The organism is Streptomyces anulatus, assembly GCF_000721175.1.
Lineage (GTDB): Bacteria > Actinomycetota > Actinomycetes > Streptomycetales > Streptomycetaceae > Streptomyces > Streptomyces anulatus_C.
Genome location: NZ_JOEZ01000006.1, coordinates 146,118 through 169,477, shown reverse-complemented (window position 1 = coordinate 169,477; position 23,360 = coordinate 146,118). Strand labels below are relative to the sequence as shown.

The 23,360-nt window shown below is 72.8% G+C and carries 27 protein-coding genes and 1 pseudogene; 20 read left to right on the top strand and 8 right to left on the bottom strand.

All coding sequences use genetic code 11. From position 1 onward, the window contains the following. Positions 1-99 precede the first annotated feature (99 nt). Entirely contained in the window at positions 100-1,458 is a 1,359-nt protein-coding gene (gene glmM / locus IG90_RS0108270; RefSeq protein WP_030579837.1) for a phosphoglucosamine mutase, read from the top strand. 28 nt (positions 1,459-1,486) lie between these two features. Here glmM and IG90_RS0108265 read toward each other — a convergent pair whose 3' ends face one another. From IG90_RS0108265 to IG90_RS0108245, 5 genes are all read right to left on the bottom strand, one after another. Further along, positions 1,487-2,452 carry a DUF389 domain-containing protein gene (locus tag IG90_RS0108265; protein WP_030579835.1) on the bottom strand — a complete coding sequence of 322 codons (966 nt, stop codon included), beginning with the start codon at positions 2,450-2,452 and terminating at the stop codon, positions 1,487-1,489. Positions 2,453-2,499: 47 nt separating this feature from the next. Continuing rightward, a complete protein-coding gene (gene coaA, locus IG90_RS0108260) occupies positions 2,500-3,495 on the bottom strand; it encodes a type I pantothenate kinase (RefSeq protein WP_030579833.1) in 996 nt (331 codons plus the stop codon). Between the two features lie 342 nt (positions 3,496-3,837). Beyond that, positions 3,838-4,239 carry a VOC family protein gene (locus IG90_RS0108255; RefSeq protein WP_051860056.1) on the bottom strand — a complete coding sequence of 134 codons (402 nt, stop codon included), beginning with the start codon at positions 4,237-4,239 and terminating at the stop codon, positions 3,838-3,840. A 2-nt stretch (positions 4,240-4,241) separates the two neighbouring features. Beyond that, entirely contained in the window at positions 4,242-4,430 is a 189-nt protein-coding gene (locus tag IG90_RS0108250) for a DUF397 domain-containing protein (protein WP_030579827.1), read from the bottom strand. After that, positions 4,427-5,308, bottom strand: coding sequence for a helix-turn-helix domain-containing protein (locus IG90_RS0108245; RefSeq protein WP_051860057.1), 882 nt, complete (start codon positions 5,306-5,308; stop codon positions 4,427-4,429). Before IG90_RS0108245 ends, IG90_RS0108250 begins: the two co-directional genes overlap by 4 nt. A 133-nt stretch (positions 5,309-5,441) precedes the next feature. Here IG90_RS0108245 and IG90_RS0108240 point away from each other — a divergent pair, with 133 nt between their 5' ends. From IG90_RS0108240 to IG90_RS0108210, 7 genes and pseudogenes are all read left to right on the top strand, one after another. Then, positions 5,442-5,861 (top strand): ATP-binding protein, encoded by a 420-nt coding sequence (locus IG90_RS0108240; protein WP_030579821.1) that lies wholly within the window; start codon positions 5,442-5,444, stop codon positions 5,859-5,861. A gap of 356 nt (positions 5,862-6,217) precedes the next feature. Beyond that, a pseudogene (locus tag IG90_RS39255) lies at positions 6,218-7,166 on the top strand (hypothetical protein). 131 nt (positions 7,167-7,297) lie between these two features. Then, the gene (locus IG90_RS0108230; protein ID WP_030579818.1) at positions 7,298-7,495 is read left to right on the top strand and encodes a hypothetical protein; all 198 of its coding nucleotides are present in this window, start codon (positions 7,298-7,300) and stop codon (positions 7,493-7,495) included. 9 nt (positions 7,496-7,504) lie between these two features. Next, positions 7,505-7,909, top strand: a complete 405-nt coding sequence (locus tag IG90_RS0108225) for a type II toxin-antitoxin system VapC family toxin (protein WP_030579815.1) — start codon at positions 7,505-7,507, stop codon at positions 7,907-7,909. 108 nt (positions 7,910-8,017) lie between these two features. Beyond that, positions 8,018-8,368 (top strand): YciI family protein, encoded by a 351-nt coding sequence (locus tag IG90_RS0108220; RefSeq protein ID WP_030579813.1) that lies wholly within the window; start codon positions 8,018-8,020, stop codon positions 8,366-8,368. A gap of 5 nt (positions 8,369-8,373) precedes the next feature. Beyond that, on the top strand, positions 8,374-9,633 hold the full coding sequence (locus IG90_RS0108215) for an RNA polymerase sigma factor (protein ID WP_030579809.1): 1,260 nt from the start codon (positions 8,374-8,376) through the stop codon (positions 9,631-9,633). A gap of 182 nt (positions 9,634-9,815) precedes the next feature. Next, positions 9,816-11,171, top strand: coding sequence for a M14 family metallopeptidase (locus IG90_RS0108210; RefSeq protein WP_030579807.1), 1,356 nt, complete (start codon positions 9,816-9,818; stop codon positions 11,169-11,171). A 57-nt stretch (positions 11,172-11,228) separates the two neighbouring features. Here IG90_RS0108210 and IG90_RS0108205 read toward each other — a convergent pair whose 3' ends face one another. Beyond that, on the bottom strand, positions 11,229-11,639 hold the full coding sequence (locus IG90_RS0108205; protein ID WP_030579804.1) for a PIN domain-containing protein: 411 nt from the start codon (positions 11,637-11,639) through the stop codon (positions 11,229-11,231). Next, the gene (locus tag IG90_RS0108200) at positions 11,636-11,857 is read right to left on the bottom strand and encodes a type II toxin-antitoxin system VapB family antitoxin (RefSeq protein WP_010058745.1); all 222 of its coding nucleotides are present in this window, start codon (positions 11,855-11,857) and stop codon (positions 11,636-11,638) included. The genes IG90_RS0108205 and IG90_RS0108200 overlap by 4 nt, the downstream gene beginning before the upstream one ends. Before the next feature lie 105 nt (positions 11,858-11,962). Between IG90_RS0108200 and glmS the strand changes: the two genes are divergently transcribed. The 8 genes from glmS (at position 11,963) to IG90_RS0108160 (ending at position 19,586) form a co-directional block, all read left to right on the top strand. After that, positions 11,963-13,810 carry a glutamine--fructose-6-phosphate transaminase (isomerizing) gene (glmS, locus tag IG90_RS0108195; protein ID WP_030579801.1) on the top strand — a complete coding sequence of 616 codons (1,848 nt, stop codon included), beginning with the start codon at positions 11,963-11,965 and terminating at the stop codon, positions 13,808-13,810. Between the two features lie 58 nt (positions 13,811-13,868). Continuing rightward, positions 13,869-14,237 carry a holo-ACP synthase gene (locus tag IG90_RS0108190; RefSeq protein ID WP_030084374.1) on the top strand — a complete coding sequence of 123 codons (369 nt, stop codon included), beginning with the start codon at positions 13,869-13,871 and terminating at the stop codon, positions 14,235-14,237. A gap of 108 nt (positions 14,238-14,345) precedes the next feature. Beyond that, positions 14,346-15,794 (top strand): NAD(P)H-hydrate dehydratase, encoded by a 1,449-nt coding sequence (locus IG90_RS0108185; protein ID WP_030579795.1) that lies wholly within the window; start codon positions 14,346-14,348, stop codon positions 15,792-15,794. Positions 15,795-15,841: 47 nt separating this feature from the next. Beyond that, a complete protein-coding gene (locus IG90_RS0108180) occupies positions 15,842-16,228 on the top strand; it encodes a DUF488 domain-containing protein (protein ID WP_030579792.1) in 387 nt (128 codons plus the stop codon). Between the two features lie 60 nt (positions 16,229-16,288). Further along, on the top strand, positions 16,289-17,458 hold the full coding sequence (alr, locus tag IG90_RS0108175) for an alanine racemase (protein ID WP_030579789.1): 1,170 nt from the start codon (positions 16,289-16,291) through the stop codon (positions 17,456-17,458). Continuing rightward, entirely contained in the window at positions 17,455-18,705 is a 1,251-nt protein-coding gene (locus IG90_RS0108170) for an alpha/beta fold hydrolase (RefSeq protein ID WP_030579785.1), read from the top strand. The genes alr and IG90_RS0108170 overlap by 4 nt, the downstream gene beginning before the upstream one ends. Continuing rightward, a complete protein-coding gene (gene tsaE / locus IG90_RS0108165; protein ID WP_030579782.1) occupies positions 18,674-19,243 on the top strand; it encodes a tRNA (adenosine(37)-N6)-threonylcarbamoyltransferase complex ATPase subunit type 1 TsaE in 570 nt (189 codons plus the stop codon). Before IG90_RS0108170 ends, tsaE begins: the two co-directional genes overlap by 32 nt. Before the next feature lie 154 nt (positions 19,244-19,397). After that, on the top strand, positions 19,398-19,586 hold the full coding sequence (locus IG90_RS0108160) for a hypothetical protein (protein ID WP_030579779.1): 189 nt from the start codon (positions 19,398-19,400) through the stop codon (positions 19,584-19,586). Between the two features lie 135 nt (positions 19,587-19,721). Here IG90_RS0108160 and IG90_RS0108155 read toward each other — a convergent pair whose 3' ends face one another. Beyond that, a complete protein-coding gene (locus IG90_RS0108155) occupies positions 19,722-20,261 on the bottom strand; it encodes a L,D-transpeptidase (protein WP_033893853.1) in 540 nt (179 codons plus the stop codon). Between the two features lie 192 nt (positions 20,262-20,453). On the opposite strand from IG90_RS0108155, the gene tsaB reads away from it, so the two are divergent. From tsaB to IG90_RS0108135, 4 genes are read left to right on the top strand one after another with little or no spacing between them, the layout of a single operon-like run. Then, on the top strand, positions 20,454-21,101 hold the full coding sequence (gene tsaB, locus IG90_RS0108150) for a tRNA (adenosine(37)-N6)-threonylcarbamoyltransferase complex dimerization subunit type 1 TsaB (RefSeq protein ID WP_030579763.1): 648 nt from the start codon (positions 20,454-20,456) through the stop codon (positions 21,099-21,101). Beyond that, on the top strand, positions 21,098-21,619 hold the full coding sequence (gene rimI / locus IG90_RS0108145) for a ribosomal protein S18-alanine N-acetyltransferase (protein ID WP_030579760.1): 522 nt from the start codon (positions 21,098-21,100) through the stop codon (positions 21,617-21,619). Before tsaB ends, rimI begins: the two co-directional genes overlap by 4 nt. Next, positions 21,619-22,725 carry a tRNA (adenosine(37)-N6)-threonylcarbamoyltransferase complex transferase subunit TsaD gene (gene tsaD, locus IG90_RS0108140; RefSeq protein ID WP_030579756.1) on the top strand — a complete coding sequence of 369 codons (1,107 nt, stop codon included), beginning with the start codon at positions 21,619-21,621 and terminating at the stop codon, positions 22,723-22,725. The genes rimI and tsaD overlap by 1 nt, the downstream gene beginning before the upstream one ends. After that, a complete protein-coding gene (locus tag IG90_RS0108135) occupies positions 22,722-22,994 on the top strand; it encodes a hypothetical protein (RefSeq protein WP_030579753.1) in 273 nt (90 codons plus the stop codon). Before tsaD ends, IG90_RS0108135 begins: the two co-directional genes overlap by 4 nt. The last annotated feature ends 366 nt before the right edge of the window (positions 22,995-23,360 follow it).

Sequence of the window (23,360 nt, the reverse complement as noted above, 5' to 3'; positions counted from 1 at the left end):
GCCTTTTTGCGCTTTTCTCGTTGCTTTCGTTGTTTGGTTGCTCAGTTCGTTTGCTGTGCAGTGGTTGTTTGTGGTTTCGGAGCACTTCGGAGGACACCAGTGGGACGACTCTTCGGTACGGACGGGGTACGGGGTGTCGCCAACGCCGATCTGACGGCCGAGCTCGCGCTCGGTCTCTCGGTCGCGGCGGCGCACGTCATCGCCGAGGCGGGCACCATCGCGGGCCATCGCCCGACCGCCGTGGTCGGACGTGATCCGCGGGCATCCGGAGAGTTCCTGGAGGCCGCCGTCGTGGCGGGCCTGGCCAGCGCCGGTGTGGACGTGCTGCGCGTCGGCGTGCTGCCGACGCCGGCCGTGGCGTACCTCACCGGCTCGCTCGGCGCGGACATCGGCGTGATGCTCTCCGCCAGTCACAACGCGATGCCCGACAACGGCGTCAAGTTCTTCGCGCGCGGCGGCCACAAGCTCGCCGACGAGCTGGAGGACCGGATCGAGGCGGTCTACGAGCAGCACCGCACCGGTGAGCCGTGGAGCCGTCCGACCGGCGCCGGCGTGGGCCGGGTCACCGACTACACGGAGGGCTTCGACCGGTACGTCGCCCACCTCATCGGCGTCCTCCCGAACCGGCTCGACGGTCTCAAGGTCGTCCTGGACGAGGCGCACGGCGCCGCCGCCCGGGTCTCGCCCGAGGCGTTCGCGCGGGCCGGGGCCGAGGTCGTCACCATCGGGGCCGACCCGGACGGCCTGAACATCAACGACGGCTGCGGCTCCACCCACCTGGAGCTGCTGCGCGCCGCCGTCGTCGAGCACGGGGCCGACCTCGGCATCGCGCACGACGGCGACGCCGACCGCTGCCTCGCCGTGGACGCGGCGGGAGAGGAGGTCGACGGCGACCAGATCCTCGCCGTGCTGGCCCTCGCCATGCGGGACGCCGGGCAGCTGCGCAAGGACACCGTCGTCGGCACCGTGATGTCGAACCTCGGCTTCAAACTGGCCATGGAGCGCGAGGGCATCCGGCTCGTCCAGACGGCGGTCGGCGACCGGTACGTCCTGGAGTCGATGAAGGCCGAGGGCTTCGCGCTCGGCGGCGAGCAGTCCGGACACGTCATCGTCCTGGACCACGCCACGACCGGCGACGGCACACTGACCGGCCTGATGCTGGCGGCCCGCGTCGCCGCCACCGGCCGGAGCCTCGCCGAGCTGGCCGGGGTCATGCAGCGTCTGCCGCAGGTCCTCATCAACGTCCCCGACGTCGACAAGACCCGGGTGAACACCTCGTCCGAGCTGGCCACCGCGGTCGTCGAGGCGGAGCGCGAGCTGGGCGAGACCGGGCGCGTGCTGCTGCGCCAGTCGGGTACGGAGCCGCTGGTGCGGGTCATGGTCGAGGCCGCCGACATCGAGCAGGCGCGGGCCGTCGCGGGCCGGCTGGCCGATGTGGTGAAGTCCGCGCTGGGCTGAGCCGCCGCTCCACGGCCCGGCGCACGGGTCATGCCCGTACGGAAGCCCCTGGTGTGCTCGCCGGGGGCTTCCGTACGCGCCGGAACCTCGGCAGGGCCTTCTGGAGCAGCAGCGTCAGCGTGCCCGCGAGGATGATCCCGCCGAGGTTGGCGAGCAGCTGCTGCCCGGAGCCGACGGTCTGCTGGTAGTGGGAGTAGCTGAACGCGACGGCCGCGTTGGCGGCGGCCGGGACCGTCGTCACCGAGATCGCCACCCCGATCAGCACACCGGACTGCGCGGAGGTGAGCGAGAGCGTTCCGGCGACGCCCGCGAGGCACGCCACGACGAACGACATCCAGTCCGGGTGCCAGATGAACCCGGTGTTGGGCCGGGGCTCGTTGATCATGCCGCTGTTGAAGAGGCCGAAGGCGTCCATCAGCCAGGCGAAGCCCGCGGTGATGATCATCGCCAGGGCGAAGCCGCCGATCAGCGCCCACAGCGAGCGCGCCACCAGGCGCGGGGCGCGTTGCACCAGGGCCGTGGAGATCCCGGCCAGCGGGCCGAACTCCGGGCCGACCGCCATCGCGCCCACGACCAGCACCGCGTTGTCGAGCATCACCCCGCAGGCGGCGAGCATGGTGGCGAGGGCGAGGAAGGAGACGTAGGTGATGGAGAACGCCGACTCCTCGTGGGTCGCCTCCATCAGCTCCTCCCACAGCACCGCGTCGACGCTCTCGCCCGGGGCCTCCTCCTCCGCCCGGTCGGCCTGGTCGGAGAGCGTCAGCTCCATGTTCTCCATGGTGATCGACCCGGACCTGTCGATGCCGAGGCGGCGCAGCGCACCGATCAGCTCGTCGACGGCCTCGCGCGCCACGTCGCACATGACCACGTCCCCGGCCGGGGAGCGGGCGACGCCGGGCAGGACGACGAGGTGAGCGGTGCCGACGGAGGACTCCAGGAGCGCGACGACCTCGTCGGTGGTGTCGGCCGGCACGATCAGACGCAGATGCAGCACGCGGCAGCCGGCCTTCCGGGTCGGAGTGGGCGCAGTGGTCGTTGTGGTCAGAGCTTGCGCAGGGACAGCTTCTGGACCTTGTGGTCCGGTCCCTTGCGGAGTACCAGGGTGGCACGGCCGCGCGTCGGAGCCACGTTTTCCAGCAGGTTCGGCTTGTTGATGGTCCGCCACATGGTGCGCGCGTAGTCCAGCGCCTCCTCCTCGGAGACCTGGGTGTACTTGCGGAAGTACGAGGACGGGTCCTGGAACGCCGTGGCGCGCAGCTTGCGGAAGCGGTTCAGGTACCAGGTTTCGATGTCCTCGGCGCGCGCGTCCACGTACACGCTGAAGTCGAAGTAGTCGGCGAGCCCGACCCTGGTGCGGCCGTCACTGCCGGGCAGCGCGGGCTGGAGGACGTTGAGGCCCTCGACGATGAGGATGTCGGGCCGGCGCACGGTGAGCCGCTCGTCGGGGACGATGTCGTAGATCAGGTGCGAGTAGACGGGCGCGGTCACCTCGTCCTTGCCCGCCTTGATGTCGGCGACGAAGCGGGTCAGGGCGCGCCGGTCGTAGGACTCCGGGAACCCTTTGCGCGAGGTCAGCCCGCGCGCCTTGAGCTCCTTCATCGGCAGCAGGAACCCGTCCGTGGTCACCAGCTCGACGCTCGGGTGCTCCGGCCAGCGGGCCAGCAGCGCCTGGAGGATACGGGCGCTGGTGGACTTCCCGACGGCGACACTGCCCGCGACCCCTATGACGAACGGGGTGCCGCTCTGCGCCCCGTGCCCGTTCCCGGCGTCCCCGAGGAAGGTGTTCAGCGCGCCGCGCAGCCCGGAGGTGGCCTGGACGTACAGGTTGAGCAGCCGGGAGAGCGGCAGATAGACGTCCCGCACCTCGTCCAGGTCGATGACGTCGCCGAGGCCCCGCAGCCGCTCCACCTCGTCGGCGGTCAGCGGCAGCGGGGTCTTGTCCCGCAGCGCGCTCCACTCGTCGCGCGAGAGCTCGACGTACGGGGTCGGCGCGTGCTCGGTGCGACGGTGGGGGCTCCGTGCGGGTGAGGTGATCACGTGTTCATTGTCGCGGGAGTTCCAACCGAGTGGGGGGTGGGCTCGGTCACGTGGGTGCCGGGTCGGGGTCGGTGCTGTGCCCCGTGCCCGCGTGCTCGACCGCCTTGGCCTCCCTACAGCTGGTCCCCCTGCCGGCTGGTTCCGGAGGATGCGTCCTGCCACCGTCCTTGCTGTCCTGCTCGCACGGAGCCGACGGGGCAGCGGCGAGTACCCGGGTGGGGAACACCGAGATGACCCCCGGTAGGGGCGGGGCGCAGCAGCGTATCCGGGGCCCCGGGCTCCCCGCTCCCCGGGACTCCGGGCCACGGAGTCCCGGGGAGCCCGGCGTGGAAGGTATTCGCCCTACGCGTCCTGCGGATACCAGCGCAGCTCGACCGTGTTGCCGTCCGGGTCGAGTACGTAGACCGAGGTGGCCGAGCCCCGGGCCCCGAAGCGGGGGACCGGGCCCTCCTTCACCGTGAACACCCCGGAGTCGATGACCTCCTGCCAGTCGAGCGGGTCGACGACGAGGCAGATGTGGTCCACGTTCGACTCGCCGCGCGGACGGTCGAGAAGGTCGATGATCGTGGTCGGGCTGACCCGGACCGACGGGAACGGCACCTTCCCCGCCCGCCACTCCTCGACCCGGACCGGTTCCAGGCCCAGCGGCCCGCAGTAGAACGCGAGGGCCCGCTCGACGTCCCCGACGTTGAGGACGAGGTGGTCGAACGCCTTGACCCGCACGGTCGGCGGCAGCACGGGCATGGTCAGGCCTCCGATGCGTACGTGACGAAGTCCGCCCAGGCGGCCGGGGCGAAGCCGAGGTGCGGGCCGTCGGTGGGGAGGTGCTTGGAGTCGCGTACGTGGATGGTGGCGGGGGCGGCGGCGACCTCGACGCAGGACGGGCCGTCGTTGGTGCTGTAGCTGCTCTTGAACCAGATCAGCTCGGTGCTCATGTCTCTCCCAGCAGTTTCTCGATGAATTCCCGTGACAGACGGGGCGTGAGTGCCTGCGATCGGATCAGGTTGTAACGCATCTCCAGGATCTGCACCTGCCTCGGATCGGTGATCAGCCCGCTGATGAGCTGAACCTCGTTGAGCCCGACGGTCTTTCCGTCCTTGAGTTTAAGGATGCGGTGTGAACCGCCGAGACCCGCGTGCTCCTCCGCCTCCATCGGCATGACCTGGATCTCGACATGCCGCAACTGGCTGAGCTCAAGCAGGTGTTCGAGCTGGTGGCGCAGGACCATTCTGCCTCCGGTCCGCCTCCGCAGGGTCGACTCTTCCTGGACAAAGGTCAGCAGCGGCGCGGGCCGCCGGTCGAACACGACCTGCCGGGCCATGCGGGCCGCCACCAGGCGCTCGACGTCGTCCTCGCTGTACGCGGGGCGTCGCTCGCGGTACAGGGCGCGCGCGTACTCCTCGGTCTGGAGCAGCCCGTCGATCACTCCATTCGCGTACGAGCCGATCTCGACAGCTTCCGCCTCCAGCTTCGTCAGGTCGCGGACCTTCTTCGGATACCGCGCCTCCTCCACGTCCTTCTTCATCGCCGAGATCCTGCCGCCCGCGCCCACGACGTCGTCGGTCCTGTCCAGGAACTCCGGCTTCGGGATGCGCCGCCCGCCCTCGACCTTGAAGACCAGGTTCTCGCTGTACCCGATGGCCGTGCCCAGTTCGGCGGCCCGCAGTCCCGCCGCCTCGCGCCAGAGCTTGATCTGCCGGCCGACCGCCGCGATGACCGCCCCGGAGTCGTCCTCCAGGCCGAAGTCCCGGTCCTCGTCGTCCCCGTCGAGCGCCGTGCGGTTCTCGCGGCCCTGGTTGTCCATGTCAGCCATGCGGCAGATGCCTCCACCCGTGTGTGTGCCGGACGTGTACGGCGGGGACGGGGCCCGGTACACCGGGGACAGTCACTGTCCGTACTCGCGTCAGTGCTTCTCAGAGTAGATACGTCCGGACACTCTGAGTGACATGAACCAGAGAATCACCCAACCGCGTGCACGCACCGGACAGTTCGCCGTGCAGCTCTCCGCCACCCGCCGAGGCGCCCGGCTCGCCCGCCTGCTGGCTACTGAGCAACTGCGCTCCTGGGGGCTGCCGCTGGAGGACGCGAGCCTGGTGATCGGCGAGCTGGCGACCAACGCGGCGCTGCACGGGTACGTCCCGGGGCGGGACTTCCGGATCCTGCTCAGCGTGTACGACGACGTCCTGCGGATCGAGGTCGTCGACACCCGGGGCGACAGCCTCCCGGAGAAGCGGGCCCCGGCCGCCGACTCCGAGAGCGGGCGAGGGCTGTTGCTCGTCGAGGCGTTGTCGGTGCGGTGGGGCACGGAGCACGGGCCGTTCCCGCGCAAGACGGTGTGGGCGGAGGTGGCTCTCACCGGATCGTGACTGCCGCGACCCGGTGGACCGGGATCCGGTGGGTCCGGGACGCGGGTGGCCGCGACGTGGTGGACCGCGTCCCGGTCGGCCGCGACGTAAAAGCTTTTGAGTACCGGCTTTTGAGTACTGGGGAAATAACCCAACCCGACCCTGACCGGCCAACTGGCTACCCCTGGGCGCGCGGGCGCGTGAGCGTGCGAGGGCGTCGTCACTCACACGGGTGAAGTGTGCCAACCGGGCTGGATTTTGGCCCTGTTGGCGGGCATATGCTCACGCTGACCACCACCCCAGACATGAGACGGCCCCCGGCCGGGACTGGCATCCCGACCGAAGGCCTGACCAACAAGGAAGAAGACACCTTCCCGATGGATACCCAGCAGGTTAGCGCGCCCTCGCTCGCCCCGTCCTCCGGCGTCGTACACATCAACATCCGCCTCACCGACGGCTACACGATCATCTCCAACCGCCTCTCCCAGCACCGGGGCCTGTCCCTGCTGGCGATCGGCCTCGGCACCCACATCCAGTCGCTGCCCGCCGGGAGGCGCATCGGCATCAAGGTGCTGGCCGCGACCTTCCCGGAGAGCGAGGCGGCCATCGCGGCCGGGCTGAGGGAGCTGGAGCACCACGGCTTCCTGCGCCGCACCCGGGAGCGTGTGGGGGGGCGGCCGGGTTGCCACGCGCACGGAGTCGTACAACCACCCGGATGCGGCTGCCCGGCGGGCGGTGGCCGTCGGGAGCGGCGGGGGAGCGGCGCCCGCGCCGGTACGGGAGGCCGTGCCCGAACCCGTACGTGAGCCCGAGGCCGCGCCGCCCGTACCGCCGCCTGGGCCCGAATCCGTGCGGGCGGAACCCGCACCCGCCCCGGCGCCCCGGCTCGTGCCGCCGCCCACCGCGCCCAAGCCGCCGCGCGCGGCGCTGCCCGGGCTGTGCCGTCCCTCCGAGGCGCTGTACGCGGCGGCGGCCGACCTGCTTGCCGGTCTGCGGCGGACCGCGCCCCTGTTCGTACTCTCCGAGGAGGAGGTGCGGCGGCTGGTTCCGGGGGTCGCCGCCTGGCTGGAGCGGGGGATGCGGCCCGATGCCGTACGCAAGGCGCTCACCGACGACCCGCCCGTACCGCTCCGGCACCCGGCGAAGCTGGTGCGCCACCGGCTGACCGCGCTTCTCCCGCCGCCGTTGCCCGTCGCCGCGCCGGTTGTCCCCCTCCAGACCTGTGAGGACTGCGACCGGGCGTTCCGGTCGCCGGTGCCGGGGGTGTGCCGGGGGTGCGGTGACGTCCGTGCGGACGGTGGCGAGCCACTTCGCCTGAGCGCGTGAAAGAGAAGAGGAAGCCAGTGATGTCCGTACGTGTGAACCGGGTGGATGCCCGGCGAGGGCCTGCCGATGTCGCCCAGCTCTATCATGGGCTCCGACGGGTCGTGACCGTCATCAGCGGAGAGGTGCATGCCATGAGTTCTGCGGATTCCGAGCAGCCGATCCACCCGCCGACCCGCCCGCGACAGACGGTCGAGGAGCTGCTGGCTGCGAAGGGGACGCGACCGATCGCTTCCCTGGACGACCTCACAGCCGGCACTTTCGGGACGGACGAGGAGGTCGAGGAGTTCGTGGCCTTCACCTACTCCGAGCGCCGACGTGACGTCGCCTGAGCCGCCGGTATGCAACCTGTTGTCCTGGACACGGATGTCAGCTCGCTGACCCATAAGGGCAGGCTCACCGGCCCCCTCGCCACACGGCTGATCGGCCGGAGACCCCTCATCACCTTCGTCACCCTCGGCGAGCTGACGCAGTGGGCGGAAATCCGGAACTGGGGCGGCCCGCGCCGCCAAGAGCTTGCCGACTGGATTTCCGCGATTCCCGTCCTGCCCGCTGACGAGGCGGTGGCCGCGACCTGGGGCCGGCTCTCCGCAGCGGGACGCAAGGCCGGGCTGCCCCAGCCGGTCGACGACATGTGGATCGCAGCCTGCTGTCTCACCTACGACCTGCCTCTCGCGACGCTGAACCTGAAGGACTACGCGTATTTCAGGGAGCACCACCGGCTGCGCATTCTCGGCGAGCAGTAAAACTACGGGCGGCGTGTCGATCGGGCGGCGTCCCGTTCGTCGTCATCGTGTAGGGCGACCCGCACGGCGGGCGCGACACACGCGACACACAGGCGACAGGAGCCGACCATGAAGTACATGCTGCTGATCCACAGCGGGGCCGTCGACGAGCAGGGCGGTGCGCCCCAGTGCACCGTCGAGGACTGGATGGCCTACGACAAGGACGTACGCGACGCGGGGATCCACGTCTCCGGGGAGTCGCTGGCCGACCTGGTGACCGCGACCTCCGTGCGGGTCTCGCCGACGGGGGAGCGGACCGTGACGGACGGGCCGTTCGCGGAGACCCGGGAGCTGCTGGGCGGGTTCCTCGTGATCGACGTGCCCGACCTCGACGCCGCCCTCGACTGGGCCGCGCGCTGCCCCGGCTCGCGCGACGGCGGCTCGGTCGTCGTCCGGCCGGTCGCGGACTTCGGGGCCTGAGAGCCGTGGCGGGCGAGGACGCCTCGGCGGGGGAGGCCAGGGTCGCCGTCGAGGCGGTGTTCCGGGAGGAGCGCGGGCTGCTGCTCGCCTCCCTCGTCCGCCGGTTCGGGGACCTCGACCTGGCCGAGGAGGTGACGTCCGAGGCGATCGAGGCGGCGCTGCGGCACTGGCCCGCCGAAGGCGTCCCCGCCCGGCCCGGGGCCTGGCTGCTGACGACCGCCCGGCGCCGGGCGGTGGACCGGCTGCGGCGCGACCAGGCGTACGCGGCCCGGCTCGCCGTCCTGAGTGCGGACGCGGAACGGGCCGATCCCGCCCCCGCCGCAGACGCGCAGGGACCCGGTGAACTACCGGACGAGCGGCTGCAGTTGTTCTTCACCTGCACCCACCCCGCCCTCGCCGCCGAGGACCGTACCGCCCTCACCCTGCGCTGCCTCGCCGGGCTCACCACACCGGAGGTGGCGCGGGCGTTCCTCGTTCCGACGGCGACCATGGCCCAGCGCATCGTGCGGGCGAAGAAGAAGATCCGCGAGGCCCGGATCCCGTTCCGGGTGCCCGGCCCCGACGAGCTGCCCCAGCGGCTGCCCGGGGTGCTCCAGGTCGTCTACTCGGTCTTCACGGAGGGGTACGCGGCCAGCTCGGGGCCCCGTCTCCAGCGGCTCGACCTGGCCGAGGAGGCGATCCGGCTGGCCCGGATACTGCACCGCCTGCTGCCCGCCGAGCGGGAGAGCGCCGGGCTCCTCGCGCTGCTGCTCCTCGTCCACGCCCGGCGCGACGCCCGGACCGGCCCGGAGGGGGAGCCGGTGCTCCTGGAGGACCAGGACCGGGGGTGCTGGGACCGGCCGATGATCGAGGAGGGCCGCGCCCTGGTCGTCCGGGCGCTGACGGGCGGGCCGGCCGGGCCCTACGGGGTGCAGGCCGCCATCGCCGCCCTGCACGACGAGGCGGCGGACGTGGCGGCCACGGACTGGCCGCAGATCGTGGCCCTGTACGACGTGCTCCGCACGCTCACCCCGTCCCCCGTGGTGGAGGTGAACCGCGCCGTGGCGGTGGCGATGAGGGACGGGCCGGGGGCCGGTCTCGCGCTGCTCGACGCGTTGGCGGGGGAGCCCCGGCTGCGGGCGTACCCGCCGTACGCGGTGGCGCGGGGTGACCTGCTGAGCCGGCTGGGGCGGGACGGGGAGGCCGCTGACGCGTACCGGGCGGCGCTGGAGCTCGCGGGCACCGAGCCGGAGCGGGCCGCACTGCGACGGAAGCTGGGGGAGTAGGAGCCGGGCCCACGCGTTCCCGCAGCAGCGGGTTCGCGGCCGTTCTCCTGTGGGTTCCCGTTCGGCCGAACGGGATTCGATGGCCGGAACCATCATCTTGACCTGCGCATGACATGGCTTCATTCTGTGCCCGTCGCACAGCTCCACCCCCCCACCCCGACGGACGTCAGGAGACTGCCAGCATGCGACTCGTCAACGCACGGAAATCCCGGCCGGCGAAGGCCAGACGGAACGCCGCCCTCGCCGTCCTGCTCGCGCTCGGCCTCGCCGCCCCGGCGACCGCCGTCGCCACCGCCGAGACCTCGGCCCCGAACGCGGCCGTCGCCGCGGACGAGCGGACGCTCCAGTACGAGATCCCCGGGCGCACCACCCCCGCCGCCCGCACCGACATCGCCCGCGCGGGCGTCTCGATCGACGAGGTCCACGACCACGGCGTCGTGATCACCGCGGACGCCGCCCAGGCCCGGAAGCTCCGGGCGCGCGGCCACGTACTGGAAGCCCTGCCCGCCCCGGTCGCCGAGCCGCACGCGGCGGACGGTGTGAGCGCCCTCGACTTCCCGCCCGCCGACTCCCGGTACCACAACTACGCCGAGATGAACGCGGCGATCGACGCGCGCATCGCCGCGAACCCCTCGATCATGAGCAAGCGCGTCATCGGCAAGACCTACCAGGGCCGCGACATCATCGCGGTCAAGGTCAGCGACAACGTCGCCACCGACGAGGCCGAACCCGAGGTCCTGTTCACCGCCCACCAGCACGCCCGCGAACACCTGACCGTCGAGATGGCGCTCTACCTGCTCCGTGAACTGGGCCAGGGCTACGGCTCCGACTCCCGGATCACCAGGGCGGTCGACGGCCGCGAGCTGTGGATCGTGCCGGACATGAACCCGGACGGCGGGGAGTACGACATCGCCTCGGGCTCGTACCGCAGCTGGCGCAAGAACCGTCAGCCCAACTCCGGCTCCACCGCCGTGGGGACCGACCTCAACCGCAACTGGGCCTACAAGTGGGGCTGCTGCGGCGGCTCCTCCTCCAGCCCGTCGTCGGACACCTACCGCGGGGCCGCGGCCGAGTCGGCCCCCGAGACGAAGGTCGTGGCGGACTTCGTCCGCAGCCGGGTGATCGGCGGGAAGCAGCAGATCACGGCGGCCATCGACTTCCACACGTACAGCGAACTGGTGCTGTGGCCCTTCGGCTACACGTACAACGACACGGCCCCCGGCATGACGGCTGACGACCGCAACGCGTTCGCCGCGGTGGGCCGCAAGATGGCGGCGAGCAACGGCTACACCGCCGAGCAGTCCAGTGACCTCTACATCACGGACGGCTCGATCGACGACTGGCTGTGGGGCTCGCAGAAGATCTTCGGCTACACCTTCGAGATGTACCCCCGCTCGTCCTGGAGCGGCGGCTTCTACCCGCCCGACGAGGTCATCGAGCGCGAGACCTCCCGGAACCGGGACGCGGTGCTCCAGCTGATCGAGAACGCCGACTGCATGTACCGGTCGATCGGCAAGGAGGCGCAGTACTGCTCCTGACGGGGCGAGGTCGACTCCGCTCCGGTGCGGGGCCGCGTACGGGCCCGCACCGGAGCCTCAGGCGACGTCGTGGACGCTGTGCTCGCCGAGATCCGGGGCGTGCCGGGCGACCGTGCGGTAGTCGAGGTCGTCATGGAGGACCGTCAGCCCGTGATGGGCCGCTGTGGCGGCGGTGATCAGGTCCACCGCGGAGGCGCTGCGATGCTGCCCGGCGCGTGCCATGCGGTGCTGGACCGAGGTGATCCAGCGCCCCGCTCCCTTCGGTACGGAAACGTCCGGGTAGAGGTCGGTGAACATCTCCACGATCTCGTCGTACTCGCGCGCGTTCCGGGCGCCGTACAGGAACTCCGCCCGCTGCGGATAGCAGGAGGCGATCGTTCCGGCCTCGACCGCATCGGACCACGCCGATTGGAGGGCGCTGTCGGAGAGCAGGCGTACGAGGCCCGACGTGTCGAGCAGGTAGATCACTGCCCGTCCTTCTCCGCCCGGTGCCGCCGCTCGGCGTCCTCGACCGCACCCCAGGTGCGCGCGCGATCGAAGTGGCGGCTGATGCGTGCCGCCCGCTCCTGCTGCTCAGCGTAGAAGCGCAGGGCGATGTTGACGGTCTCCTTCTTCGTCCGGGCCTTGGACAGGGCCATCGCCCGCTCCAAGGCTTCATCGTCTATGTCGATCTGGGTCACCGACATGTCCGGCCCTCCCGTCGTGCGCCCTGCGTCATGTGGGACATGTACAAAGAATTGTATGCCACCAACATTCCTCCCGCGAGGCGCTTCCGGCCTTAGGGTGCCGCTATGTGCGGAATCGTGGGTTATGTCGGTGGGCAGTCGGCGCAGGACGTCATCGTCGCGGGACTCAAGCGCCTCGAATACCGGGGCTACGACTCGGCGGGCGTCGCCGTACTCGCGGACGGCGGGCTCGCCGCCGCGAAGAAGGCGGGCAAGCTCGTCAATCTGGAGAAGGAGCTCGGGGACCGGCCGCTGCCGGCCGGCCGGACCGGCATCGGGCACACCCGCTGGGCGACGCACGGGGCGCCCAACGACGTGAACGCCCACCCCCACCTGGACAACGCGGGCCGGGTCGCCGTCGTCCACAACGGGATCATCGAGAACTTCGCGGCCCTGCGCCGCGAGCTGACCGGGCGCGGGCACGTCCTGGAGTCGGAGACCGACACCGAGGTCGTCGCGCATCTGCTGGCCGAGACGTTCTCGGCGGGCGAGGACCTCGCGGACGCGATGCGGCAGGTGTGCCGGCGGCTGGAGGGGGCGTTCACCCTCGTCGCCGTGCACGCGGACCAGCCGGACGTGGTGGTCGGCGCCCGGCGCAACTCACCGCTCGTCGTGGGCGTGGGACAGGACGAGTGGTTCCTCGCCTCCGACGTCGCCGCGTTCATCGCGCACACCCGGTCCGCCGTCGAACTGGGCCAGGACCAGGTCGTCGAGCTGAGCCGCGAGGGCGTCGTCGTCACCGGGTTCGACGGAGAGCCGGCAGAGGTGCGCGAGTACCACGTCGACTGGGACGCCTCCGCCGCCGAGAAGGGCGGCTACGCCTCCTTCATGCTCAAGGAGATCGCCGACCAGCCCCGGGCCGTCGCCGACACCCTCCTCGGCCGGGTCGACGGGGAGGGCACGCTCCACCTCGACGAGGTGCGCATCCCGTCCGCCGAACTGCGGGAGGTCGACAAGGTCGTCATCGTCGCCTGCGGCACCGCGTTCCACGCCGGGATGATCGCCAAGTACGCCATCGAGCACTGGACCCGGCTGCCCTGCGAGACCGAACTGGCCAGCGAGTTCCGCTACCGGGACCCGATCCTGGACCAGCGCACCCTCGTCGTCGCCATCTCGCAGTCCGGCGAGACCATGGACACCCTGATGGCGCTGCGGCACGCCCGCGAGCAGGGCGCCAAGGTGCTCGCCATCTGCAACACGAACGGCTCCACGATCCCGCGCGAGTCCGACGCCGTCCTCTACACGCACGCCGGGCCCGAGGTCGCCGTCGCCTCCACCAAGGCCTTCCTCACCCAGCTCGTCGCCTGCTACCTCGTGGCGCTCTACCTCGGCCAGGTCCGCGGCACCAAGTGGGGCGACGAGATCCGTACGGTGGTGCGCCAGCTCTCCGCCGTCTCCGGGGAGGTCGACCGCGTCCTGACGACGATGGAGCCCGTGCGCGAGCTGGCCCGGTCACTCGCCCACCACGACACCGTGCTGTTCGTCGGCCGGCACGTCGGCTACCCGGTCGCCCTCGAAGGCGCGCTCAAGCTCAAGGAACTCGCCTACATGCACGCCGAGGGGTTCGCGGCCGGCGAGCTGAAGCACGGGCCGATCGCGCTCATCGAGGAAGGGCTCCCCGTCGTCGTCATCGTCCCCTCGCCGCGCGGGCGTTCGGTGCTCCACGACAAGATCGTGTCCAACATCCAGGAGATCCGGGCCCGGGGCGCGCGCACCATCGTCGTCGCCGAGGAGGGCGACGAGGCCGTCGTCCCGTACGCCGACCACCTCATCACCGTCCCCGCAACGCCTACGCTGCTTCAGCCGCTGGTCGCCACCGTGCCGCTCCAGGTCTTCGCCTGCGAGCTCGCGACGGCCCGCGGCAACGAAGTGGACCAGCCGCGCAACCTGGCGAAGTCCGTGACCGTGGAGTGAGTGAGCGACCCGGGCGTCCCGGGGTCGCGAGGACGACAGGAACAGCGAGGGTGGGGTCGTGATCATTGGGGTCGGCATCGACGTGGCCGAGATCGAGCGGTTCGGCGCGGCGCTGGAGCGTACGCCCCAGTTGGCCGACCGGCTCTTCGTCGGCAGCGAGCTGACGCTGCCCAGCGGCGAGCGGCGTGGAATCGCCTCGCTCGCCGCCCGGTTCGCCGCGAAGGAGGCCCTGGCCAAGGCGCTCGGCGCACCCGGCGGGCTGCTCTGGAGCGACGCGGAGGTCTGGGTCGAGGAGAGCGGGCAGCCCCGGCTGCGGGTACGCGGCACGGTCGCCGCCCGCGCCGCCGAACTCGGCGTGCGCGGCTGGCACGTCTCGCTCAGCCATGACGCGGGCGTCGCGTCGGCGGTGGTCATCGCGGAGGGGTGAGCACCGGAGGGCCGCGGGGTGGTCTTCGCGGAGGGGTGAGCGCCGGAGGGCCGCGCAGTGGGCGTACGGGGGTGGCGTCGGCCCGCGTGATCGCGGAGGGTTGGACCCATGCGACGTGCCTACAGCGTGGAGACCGTACGGGCCGCCGAGGCCGCCCTCATGCAGCGGCTGCCGGAGGGCGCCCTGATGCAGCGCGCCGCCGCCGGGCTCGCCGTGGCCTGCGGCGATCTGCTGCGGCGCAACGGCCGGGTGTACGGGGCCCGGGTCCTGCTCCTGGTCGGCAGCGGCGACAACGGCGGCGACGCCCTCTACGCGGGCGCCCGGCTGGCCCGCCGGGGCGCGGGCGTACGGGCCCTGCTGCTCACCCCCGACCGGGCCCATCCCGGCGGCCTCGCCGCGCTGCTGGCGGCCGGAGGGCTGGTCGTCGACGGGCCGGACGGGCTCGGCGTGCTCGACCTCGTCGTGGACGGCATCACCGGCATCGGCGGGCGCGGCGGGCTGCGCGAGGACGCCGTCGCACTGCTCCACACGGTGACCCGGGACCGTACCCCGGTCCTCTCCGTCGACCTGCCGAGCGGGGTGGAGGCCGACACCGGGGAGGTGCACGGCGACGCGGTCCGGGCGGACGCGACGGTCACCTTCGGCACCTACAAGCCCGGCCTCCTCGTCGACCCGGCCGCCGAACACGCGGGAGCCCTGCGGCTGGTGGACATCGGGCTCGGCCCGGAGCTGCCCGAGCCGCCGGACCTGGAGGCCCTCCAGTACGCGGACGTCGCGGCGTTGCTGCCGGTGCCGGGCGCTTCGAGCGACAAGTACCGGCGCGGGGTCGTCGGCGTCGTCGCCGGGTCCGGGCGCTACCCGGGCGCGGCGGTCCTCGCGGTCGCGGGAGCGCTGCGCGGCGGGGCCGGGGCCGTGCGGTACGTCGGACCGGGCGCGGACGCGGTGATCGCCCGGTTCCCCGAGGCGCTGGTGCACGCCGGGCCGCCGTCGGAGGCGGGGCGGGTGCAGGCCTGGGTGGTCGGGCCCGGGCTCGGCGACGGGCGGAGCGCGGCGGCCGCCGTCGCCGATGTGCTGGCCACCGACGTCCCCGTACTGGTCGACGCGGACGGGCTGCGGCTGCTGGACGCGGAGACCGTCCGGACCCGGACCGCCCCCACCGTCCTCACCCCGCACGCGGGGGAGGCCGCCGCCCTGCTCGGCACGGCCCGTGAGGAGGTCGAGGCCGGGCGGCTGACCGCGGTGCGCGAACTGGCCGCCCGCTACCGCGCCACCGTGCTCCTCAAGGGCTCCACGACCCTGATCGCGGAGGCCCGCGACACCCCCGTACGGGTCAATCCGACCGGTACGTCCTGGCTCGCCACGGCGGGCAGCGGCGACGTGCTCTCCGGGCTGACGGGGTCCCTTCTCGCGGCCGGGCTGGCCCCGCTCGACGCCGCGTCGGCCGGCGCCTATCTGCACGGGCTCGCCGCCCGGCACGGCTCGGACGGGGCCCCGGTCTCCGCGCAGGACGTCGCGGACGGCATCCCGGCGGCCTGGCGCGACGTGCGGGCGGGCTGAGCCGGGGTGATGGTGGAGGCCCCGGAGTGGAAGGGCGGTCGGCAGCGGTGAGCGGCAGCCAACCCGTACGTGTACGCAGGGCCTACGACCCGCCGGAGGACGGCGACGGCACGCGTGTCCTGGTCGACCGGCTCTGGCCCAGGGGCGTCTCCAAGGAGCGGGCCGCGATCGACGTCTGGCTGAAGGACGTCACCCCCTCGGACGAACTGCGCTCCTGGTACCACCAGGACCGCTCCGGCGCGCGTCACGACACGTTCGTCGAGCGCTACCGCACCGAACTCGACGACTCCGCCCACACGGAGGCCGTCGAGCGGCTCGTCGGCCTCGTGCGCGAGGGCGGGCCCGTCACGCTGATCACCGCCGCCAAGGACGTGGACGACAGCCATGTTCCGGTCCTCGTCGACCACCTGAAGCATGTGATGAAACGCACATAAGGCCGGATACCGGCGTACGTCGCCCGAGGGGCGACCGACGCCTCTGAGACACTGGGCGCGATGAACGAGACAGCGTCCCTGAGAGCCCGTGCCGAGATCGACCTCGCCGCGCTGCGCGCCAACGTGCGCGCCCTGCGCGAGCGTGCGGCCGGTGCGCAGCTCATGGCCGTCGTGAAGTCCGACGGGTACGGGCACGGGGCGGTGCCCTGCGCCAGGGCCGCGCGGGAGGCCGGGGCGACCTGGCTGGGCACCGCGACCCCGCACGAGGCCCTCGCCCTGCGGTCGGCCGGACTCGACGGCCGGATCATGTGCTGGCTGTGGACGCCCGGCGGCCCCTGGCGCGAGGCGATCGAGGCCGACGTCGACGTGTCGGTCAGCGGCATGTGGGCGCTGCGCGAGGTCGTCGAGGCCGCCGGAGCGGCCGGCCGGCCGGCCAGGATCCAGCTCAAGGCCGACACCGGCCTCGGCCGGGGCGGCTGCCAGCCCGCCGACTGGCCCGGACTGGTCACCGAAGCCCTCGCCGCCGAGCGGGCCGGGCGCGTCCGGATCACCGGTCTCTGGTCCCACTTCGCCTGCGCCGACGAGCCCGGCCACCCCTCGATCGCCGCCCAGCTCGACGTCTACCGCGACATGGTCGCGTACGCCGAGAAGGAGGGCGTGGAGCCCGAGGTGCGGCACATGGCCAACTCCCCGGCCACGCTCACGATCCCCGAGGCGCACTTCGACCTCGTCCGGACCGGCATCGCGATGTACGGCATCTCGCCCGCCCCCGAGCTGGGCACCTCCGCCGACTTCGGGCTGCGCCCCGCGATGACGCTCGCCGCGTCCGTCGCCCTGGTCAAGGGAGCCCCCGCCGGACACGGCGTCAGCTACGGCCACCACTACACGACGTCCGCGGAGACGACCCTCGGCCTGATCCCCGTCGGTTACGCGGACGGCGTCCCGCGCCACGCGTCGGGCCGGGGCCCCGTCCTGGTCGGCGGGAGGACGCGCACGGTCGCGGGCCGCGTCGCCATGGACCAGTTCGTCGTCGACCTCGAAGGCGACCGGCCCGAACCGGGCGCGGAGGCGGTGCTGTTCGGTCCTGGCGACCGGGGCGAGCCGACCGCACAGGACTGGGCGGAGGCCGCCGGCACCATCGCGTACGAGATCGTCACCCGCATCGGCACCCGGGTGCCCAGGGTGTACGTGAACGGGACGGCCGATCCGACCGGGGGCGCACAGCGGTGAGCGAGAGCAGCGCGAGGGCCGCCGTCGACGCGACCGCCGCCGCCGCTGCCGGCGCGGCCGGCTGGCGCCGGGCGGGGATCGCCGGGGCCGCGATAGGGGTGCTCGCCGCCGGCGCGGCGGCGGGCGTCGCCGTCGAGCGGCTCACCGTCGGGCGAGGCATGCGGAAGAAGGCCCGCCTGGCACTGGACGCCACCGGGCCCTACGGCTCGCTGCGCGGCACGCCGGGCCGGGCCGTCGCCGACGACCACACCGAGCTGTACTACGAGATCGACGAGGTGGAGGACGCGCCGGCGGCGGCCGACGAGGGTCCGGGCGCGACCGGCACCCGCCGTCGCCGCCTCTTCGGGCGCAAGGCCCCCGCCCCGGTCACCGTCGTCTTCAGCCACGGCTACTGCCTCGGCCAGGACTCCTGGCACTTCCAGCGGGCCGCCCTGCGCGGCCTCGTCCGCTGCGTCTACTGGGACCAGCGCAGCCACGGCCGCTCCGAGCGGGGCCGGGCCCAGGCTTACGGGGTGCCGCTCGGCATCGACCAGCTCGGCCGCGACCTGAAGGCGGTCATCGACGCGGCGGCCCCCGAGGGCCCGCTGGTGCTGGCCGGGCACTCCATGGGCGGCATGACGATGATGGCGCTGGCCGACCAGTACCCGGCCCTGATCCGCGACCGGGTCGCCGCCGTCGCCCTGATCGGCACCTCCAGCGGCGAGCTCGGCGAGGTCAGCTTCGGGCTGCCGGTGGCGGGCGTGAACGCGGTGCGCCGGGTGCTGCCCGGGGTGCTGAAGGCGCTCGGCTCGCAGACGGAGCTGGTGGAGAGGGGCCGGCGGGCCACGGCGGACCTCTTCGCCGGGCTGATCAAGCGGTATTCGTTCGGTTCGCGGGACGTGGACCCGGCGGTCTCCCGGTTCGCGGAACGGCTGATCGAGTCCACCCCGATCGATGTGGTCGCCGAGTTCTACCCGGCCTTCACCGAGCACGACAAGAGCGGCGCGCTGACCGCGTTCCGGGACGTGCCCGTGCTGATCCTGGCCGGGGACAAGGACCTGGTCACCCCCAGCTCGCACAGCGAGGCCATCGCGGACGTCCTGCCCGACGCCGAACTGGTGATCGTGCCGGACGCCGGGCACCTGGTGATGCTGGAGCACCCGGAGGCGGTCACGGACCGGCTGGCCGACCTGCTCGTACGCAGTGGCACGGTGCCGGACGCTAACGTTGGCGGACATGGAAGCACCGCACAACAGCCCGGCCGCTGAGACCGCTCCCGAGCCCGTGGGGACGACCGCTCCCGAGCCCGCCGGGGCCGTACCCGAGGCCGTGACGGTGACGCTCACCGTCACCTCCCCCGAACAGATGCAGGACCTGGGCCGCCGCCTCGCCCGGGTGCTGGCCCCCGGCGACCTGGTCATGCTGACCGGGGAGCTGGGCGCCGGGAAGACGACGCTGACCCGGGGCCTCGGTGAGGGCCTCGGCGTGCGCGGCGCTGTCACCTCGCCCACCTTCGTCATCGCCCGCGTCCACCCCTCGCCGGCCGGAGGCCCCGCCCTGGTCCACGTCGACGCGTACCGCCTGGGCGGCGGGCTCGACGAGATGGAGGACCTGGACCTGGACGTGTCGCTGCCGGAGTCGGTGGTGGTCGTGGAGTGGGGCGACGGCAAGGTCGAGGAGCTGGCCGGCGACCGGCTGCGGGTCCTCATCGACCGCGCGACCGGCGACACCGACGACGAACGGCGCGAGGTGACCCTGGTCGGCATCGGGGCGCGCTGGGCGGGGCTGCGGGCGGATCTGGCGTAACGCCGCCCGTCCTCCGCCGCCATCCTTCACGAGACCTTCCCGACAGTGCGTCGGTAAATTGTTGCGCGGGGGACCGTGGTCGTGGTCACATGGGTACGAGACGTGGTTAGGTCTGCCTAACCACGCCCTCCACCGGAGCATCCAGGAGGCATCCATGCCGACGCCCGAGCGCGCAGCGCGACCGCAGCCGCGACCGACTCCGTCCGCCCTGTCGATGAAAGACCTGCTGGCCTCGTGCGCCGCGGCCTCCGCGGTCTCCACCCCGCCCAGCGACGCGGCGGAAACGGCCGACCGGGACGAGGGGAGCGCCCGCGAGGACGCCGCCCGGCGGCGGGCGGCGTAGGACACCCCGGGTTCCGAGGAGCGAGGCCCCGGTCCCGTAAGCCCTCTGGGCCCTACAGGACGACGGACCCCTGGTCGCCCTACGGGACGACAGACCCCCTGGTCGCCCTACGGGAACAGACCCCCTGGTCGCCCCCTACGGGACGACGACGACCTTCGCGCCGACCGTCGCGAAGGTCCACATCGCGTTGCCGTCCGCGCGCTTCATCCGGACGCCGCCCGTCTTCGACGCCGGGTCCGGGCTGGCCATCGAGCCGTCCTGCGCCGCGCTGAAGCCGATCGTCACCTCGTCCACGTTCGCGAACCGGACCACGTGCTCGATCGGGACGCCGTCCGAGCCCTGGACCGTGCCCGAGCGCGAGGTGACCTGGTGGACCCCGGTCGGCGGGCTGACGGGGCTCGGCATCACGGTGAAGGTGCGGATCGCCTCGTTGTTCTCGTCGACCAGCCACACCCGGCGGTCCTTCAGCGCGTACACGACGCGCTCGCCTTTGCCGGAAGCGACCGGGACCGCCAGCGGGTCGGCCGGGGGCTTCGGCTTGGCGGAGGGCTGCGCCGGGGCCGAGGCGGAGCTCTTCGGGCCGGGAGTGGACGCCACCGAGGCGGGGGCGTTCGCCGAGGCCTGGTAAGCGAGGAAGGCGACCGCGGCGACCGCCGCCGCAGTGAGCCCGGCCACGATTCCCGAGCTGCTCCTTGCCACCGTGAACTCCCCTTTCGGCGCCGCCTGCCGTATGTCGTACAAGCGTTTATGTCGTACCCGTGGATACCCGGGTGACGGTAGCAGCCGCGCGTGCGCCGGCCGGGACGCCGTACGGACGCCGTAACGCCGTCGGCGGAGCCGTAGGCTGTTTGCGTGCTCTTGCTCGCCATGGATACCGCCACGCCCGCCGTCACCGTCGCCCTGCACGACGGTACGTCCGTCATCGCCTCCTGCGGACAGGTCGACGCCCGCAGGCACGGGGAGCTGCTGCTCCCCGCCGTCGACCGGGTCCTCGCCGAGGCCGGGACGAGGCTCGACGCCGTGACGGACGTGGTCGTGGGCGTCGGCCCCGGCCCCTACACCGGCCTGCGGGTCGGCCTGGTCACCGCCGCCACCTTCGGCTCCGCCCTCTCCGTACCGGTCCACGGCCTGTGCACCCTGGACGGCCTCGCCTACGCCGCCGGCCTGGAGGGCCTGGAAGGGCCGTTCGCCGTGGCGACGGACGCGCGCCGCAAGGAGGTCTACTGGGCGCGGTACGAGGACGCCCGCACCCGTACGGGCGAACCCGCCGTCGACCGGCCCGCCGACATCGCCGCCGCACTTGCGGGGCTGCCCGTGGTCGGCGCGGGCGCGGTGCTCTACCCGGACGCCTTCCCGGACCCCCGCGGCCCCGAGCACGTCGCCGCCGGAGCGCTCGCCGCGCTCGCCGCCGAACGCCTCGCCGCCGGACAGCAGCTCCTGGAGCCGCGGCCGCTCTACCTGCGCAGGCCCGACGCCCAGGTCCCGAAGAACTACAAGGTGGTCACCCCCACGTGAGCGCCGCCACCGCCGCCGTACTGCGCGAGATGCGCTGGTGGGACATCGCACCGGTGCTGGAGCTCGAACACGCGCTGTTCCCGGACGACGCCTGGTCGCCCGGCATGTTCTGGTCCGAGCTGGCCCACGCCCGCGGCCCCGGCGCCACCCGCCGCTACGTCGTCGCCGAGGACCCCGCCACCGGCCGCATCGTCGGCTACGCCGGGCTCGCCGCCCTCGGTGACCTGGCCGACGTCCAGACGATCGCGGTCAGCCGCGAGGCCTGGGGCACCGGCCTCGGCTCCGAACTTCTCACCGATCTGCTGAAACACGCGACCGCCTTCGAGTGCGCCACCGTGCTTCTGGAGGTCCGGGTCGACAACGCCCGCGCGCAGAAGCTGTACGAGCGCTTCGGCTTCGAGCCGATCGGCTTCCGGCGCGGCTACTACCAGCCGGGGAACATCGACGCCCTCGTCATGCGCCTCACCATGCAAGAGCCAGCGGTAACCGAACACGCACCAGGAACCGGGACTGAATGATGGCTGCCGACGAACCCCTCGTACTCGGCATCGAGACCTCCTGCGACGAGACCGGCGTCGGCATCGTGCGCGGGACGACCCTGCTCGCGGACGCCGTCGCCTCCAGCGTCGACACCCACGCCCGCTTCGGCGGCGTCGTCCCGGAGATCGCCTCCCGCGCCCACCTGGAGGCGATGGTCCCCACCATCGAGCGCGCCCTGAAGGAGGCGGGCGTCAGCGCCCGCGACCTCGACGGGATCGCCGTCACCTCGGGCCCCGGGCTCGCCGGAGCCCTGCTCGTCGGCGTCTCGGCCGCGAAGGCGTACGCCTACGCGCTCGGCAAGCCGCTCTACGGGGTCAACCACCTCGCCTCGCACATCTGCGTCGACCAGCTGGAGCACGGCCCGCTGCCCGAGCCGACCATGGCGCTCCTGGTCAGCGGCGGGCACTCCTCGCTCCTGCTGGCCCCCGACATCACCAGCGACGTCCGGCCGCTCGGCGCGACGATCGACGACGCGGCGGGCGAGGCGTTCGACAAGATCGCCCGCGTGCTGAACCTCGGCTTCCCCGGCGGCCCGGTCATCGACCGCCTCGCGAAGGAGGGCGACCCGACGTCGATCGCCTTCCCGCGCGGTCTGACCGGCCCGCGCGACGCCCCGTACGACTTCTCCTTCTCCGGCCTGAAGACGTCGGTGGCGCGCTGGATCGAGGCGAGGCGCGCGGCGGGCGAGGAGGTGCCGGTACGGGATGTGGCGGCGTCCTTCCAGGAGGCCGTGGTGGACGTGCTCACGCGAAAGGCGGTCCGGGCCTGCAAGGACGAGGGCGTCGACCACCTGATGATCGGCGGCGGCGTGGCCGCCAACTCCCGGCTGCGCGCACTGGCCGAGGAGCGCTGCGAGCGGGCCGGTGTCCGGCTGCGGGTGCCGCGCCCCGGGCTCTGCACCGACAACGGTGCGATGGTCGCGGCGCTCGGCGCCGAGATGGTCGCCCGCAACCGCCGCCCCTCCGACCTGGAGCTGTCGGCCGACTCCTCGCTGCCGGTCACGGAGCCGCATGTGCCGGGGGCCCACCAGCAGCACACGCATGATCACGTGCACGAGATCAGCAAGGACAACCTGTACTCATGAGCCCCGCCGCGACCATCGTCCTGATGTGGGAGGCCCGCGCCGTGGAGGGCGGTGGCGGTGAACTCCTGGAGTGGGCGCGGGCGCGGGCCGCAGAACTGGCCCGCGAACCCGTCCGCCGCGAACTGCTGCGCGCCCCGCAGGACCGGGTGCTGGTGATGACGTGGTGGCAGGACGCCTCGTACGCCGACGAGCTCCCCGAGCTTCCCGAGCCCGACGCCGCCCTGATCACCCGTCCGGTGCACCGCTGGCGCTTCGAGGCGGTGGGCTGAGCAGCACCCCCGCCGCGGCCGCCAGGCCGCGCCGCCGCGGCCCGCCCCGGCCCGCCGCGCCCCGGCCCGCCGCGCCCCGGCCCGCCGCGCCCCGGCCCGCCGTGCCGCGCCGTGCCCTGCCGCGCCCCGGCCCGGCCCGGCTTTGCGCCCCGGCCCGGTCAGGGAAGCGTGGGGGAATGGGGACGCCATGGGCGGCGAGGGGAAGAGCGGGACGGGGAGCGGGCCCGGTGGCCGTGGAGCAGGACAGGGGTGCGGCCTCCCGCTGAGGCCGCACGGGTGCGGGCCGCGTGCCCCGGGGCGTGTCCGATGAGTTCCCGCGCCCGGGGCGGTCTACCTTCCACGACGTCCGGACCCCCAGGACCGGAC

Excerpts from the sequence above, each read along its gene's own strand:
- IG90_RS0108255 (WP_051860056.1), bottom strand. The coding sequence starts at position 4,239 with ATGCCCGTGCTGCCGCCGACCGTGCGGGTCAAGGCGTTCGACCACCTC.
- IG90_RS0108250 (WP_030579827.1), bottom strand. The coding sequence starts at position 4,430 with ATGAGCACCGAGCTGATCTGGTTCAAGAGCAGCTACAGCACCAACGAC.
- IG90_RS0108245 (WP_051860057.1), bottom strand. The coding sequence starts at position 5,308 with ATGGCTGACATGGACAACCAGGGCCGCGAGAACCGCACGGCGCTCGAC.
- IG90_RS0108240 (WP_030579821.1), top strand. The coding sequence starts at position 5,442 with ATGAACCAGAGAATCACCCAACCGCGTGCACGCACCGGACAGTTCGCC.
- IG90_RS0108230 (WP_030579818.1), top strand. The coding sequence starts at position 7,298 with ATGAGTTCTGCGGATTCCGAGCAGCCGATCCACCCGCCGACCCGCCCG.
- IG90_RS0108225 (WP_030579815.1), top strand. The coding sequence starts at position 7,505 with ATGCAACCTGTTGTCCTGGACACGGATGTCAGCTCGCTGACCCATAAG.
- IG90_RS0108220 (WP_030579813.1), top strand. The coding sequence starts at position 8,018 with ATGAAGTACATGCTGCTGATCCACAGCGGGGCCGTCGACGAGCAGGGC.
- IG90_RS0108210 (WP_030579807.1), top strand. The coding sequence starts at position 9,816 with ATGCGACTCGTCAACGCACGGAAATCCCGGCCGGCGAAGGCCAGACGG.
- IG90_RS0108200 (WP_010058745.1), bottom strand. The coding sequence starts at position 11,857 with ATGTCGGTGACCCAGATCGACATAGACGATGAAGCCTTGGAGCGGGCG.
- glmS (WP_030579801.1), top strand. The coding sequence starts at position 11,963 with ATGTGCGGAATCGTGGGTTATGTCGGTGGGCAGTCGGCGCAGGACGTC.
- IG90_RS0108185 (WP_030579795.1), top strand. The coding sequence starts at position 14,346 with ATGCGACGTGCCTACAGCGTGGAGACCGTACGGGCCGCCGAGGCCGCC.
- alr (WP_030579789.1), top strand. The coding sequence starts at position 16,289 with ATGAACGAGACAGCGTCCCTGAGAGCCCGTGCCGAGATCGACCTCGCC.
- tsaE (WP_030579782.1), top strand. The coding sequence starts at position 18,674 with ATGGAAGCACCGCACAACAGCCCGGCCGCTGAGACCGCTCCCGAGCCC.
- IG90_RS0108160 (WP_030579779.1), top strand. The coding sequence starts at position 19,398 with ATGCCGACGCCCGAGCGCGCAGCGCGACCGCAGCCGCGACCGACTCCG.
- tsaB (WP_030579763.1), top strand. The coding sequence starts at position 20,454 with ATGGATACCGCCACGCCCGCCGTCACCGTCGCCCTGCACGACGGTACG.
- tsaD (WP_030579756.1), top strand. The coding sequence starts at position 21,619 with ATGGCTGCCGACGAACCCCTCGTACTCGGCATCGAGACCTCCTGCGAC.
- IG90_RS0108135 (WP_030579753.1), top strand. The coding sequence starts at position 22,722 with ATGAGCCCCGCCGCGACCATCGTCCTGATGTGGGAGGCCCGCGCCGTG.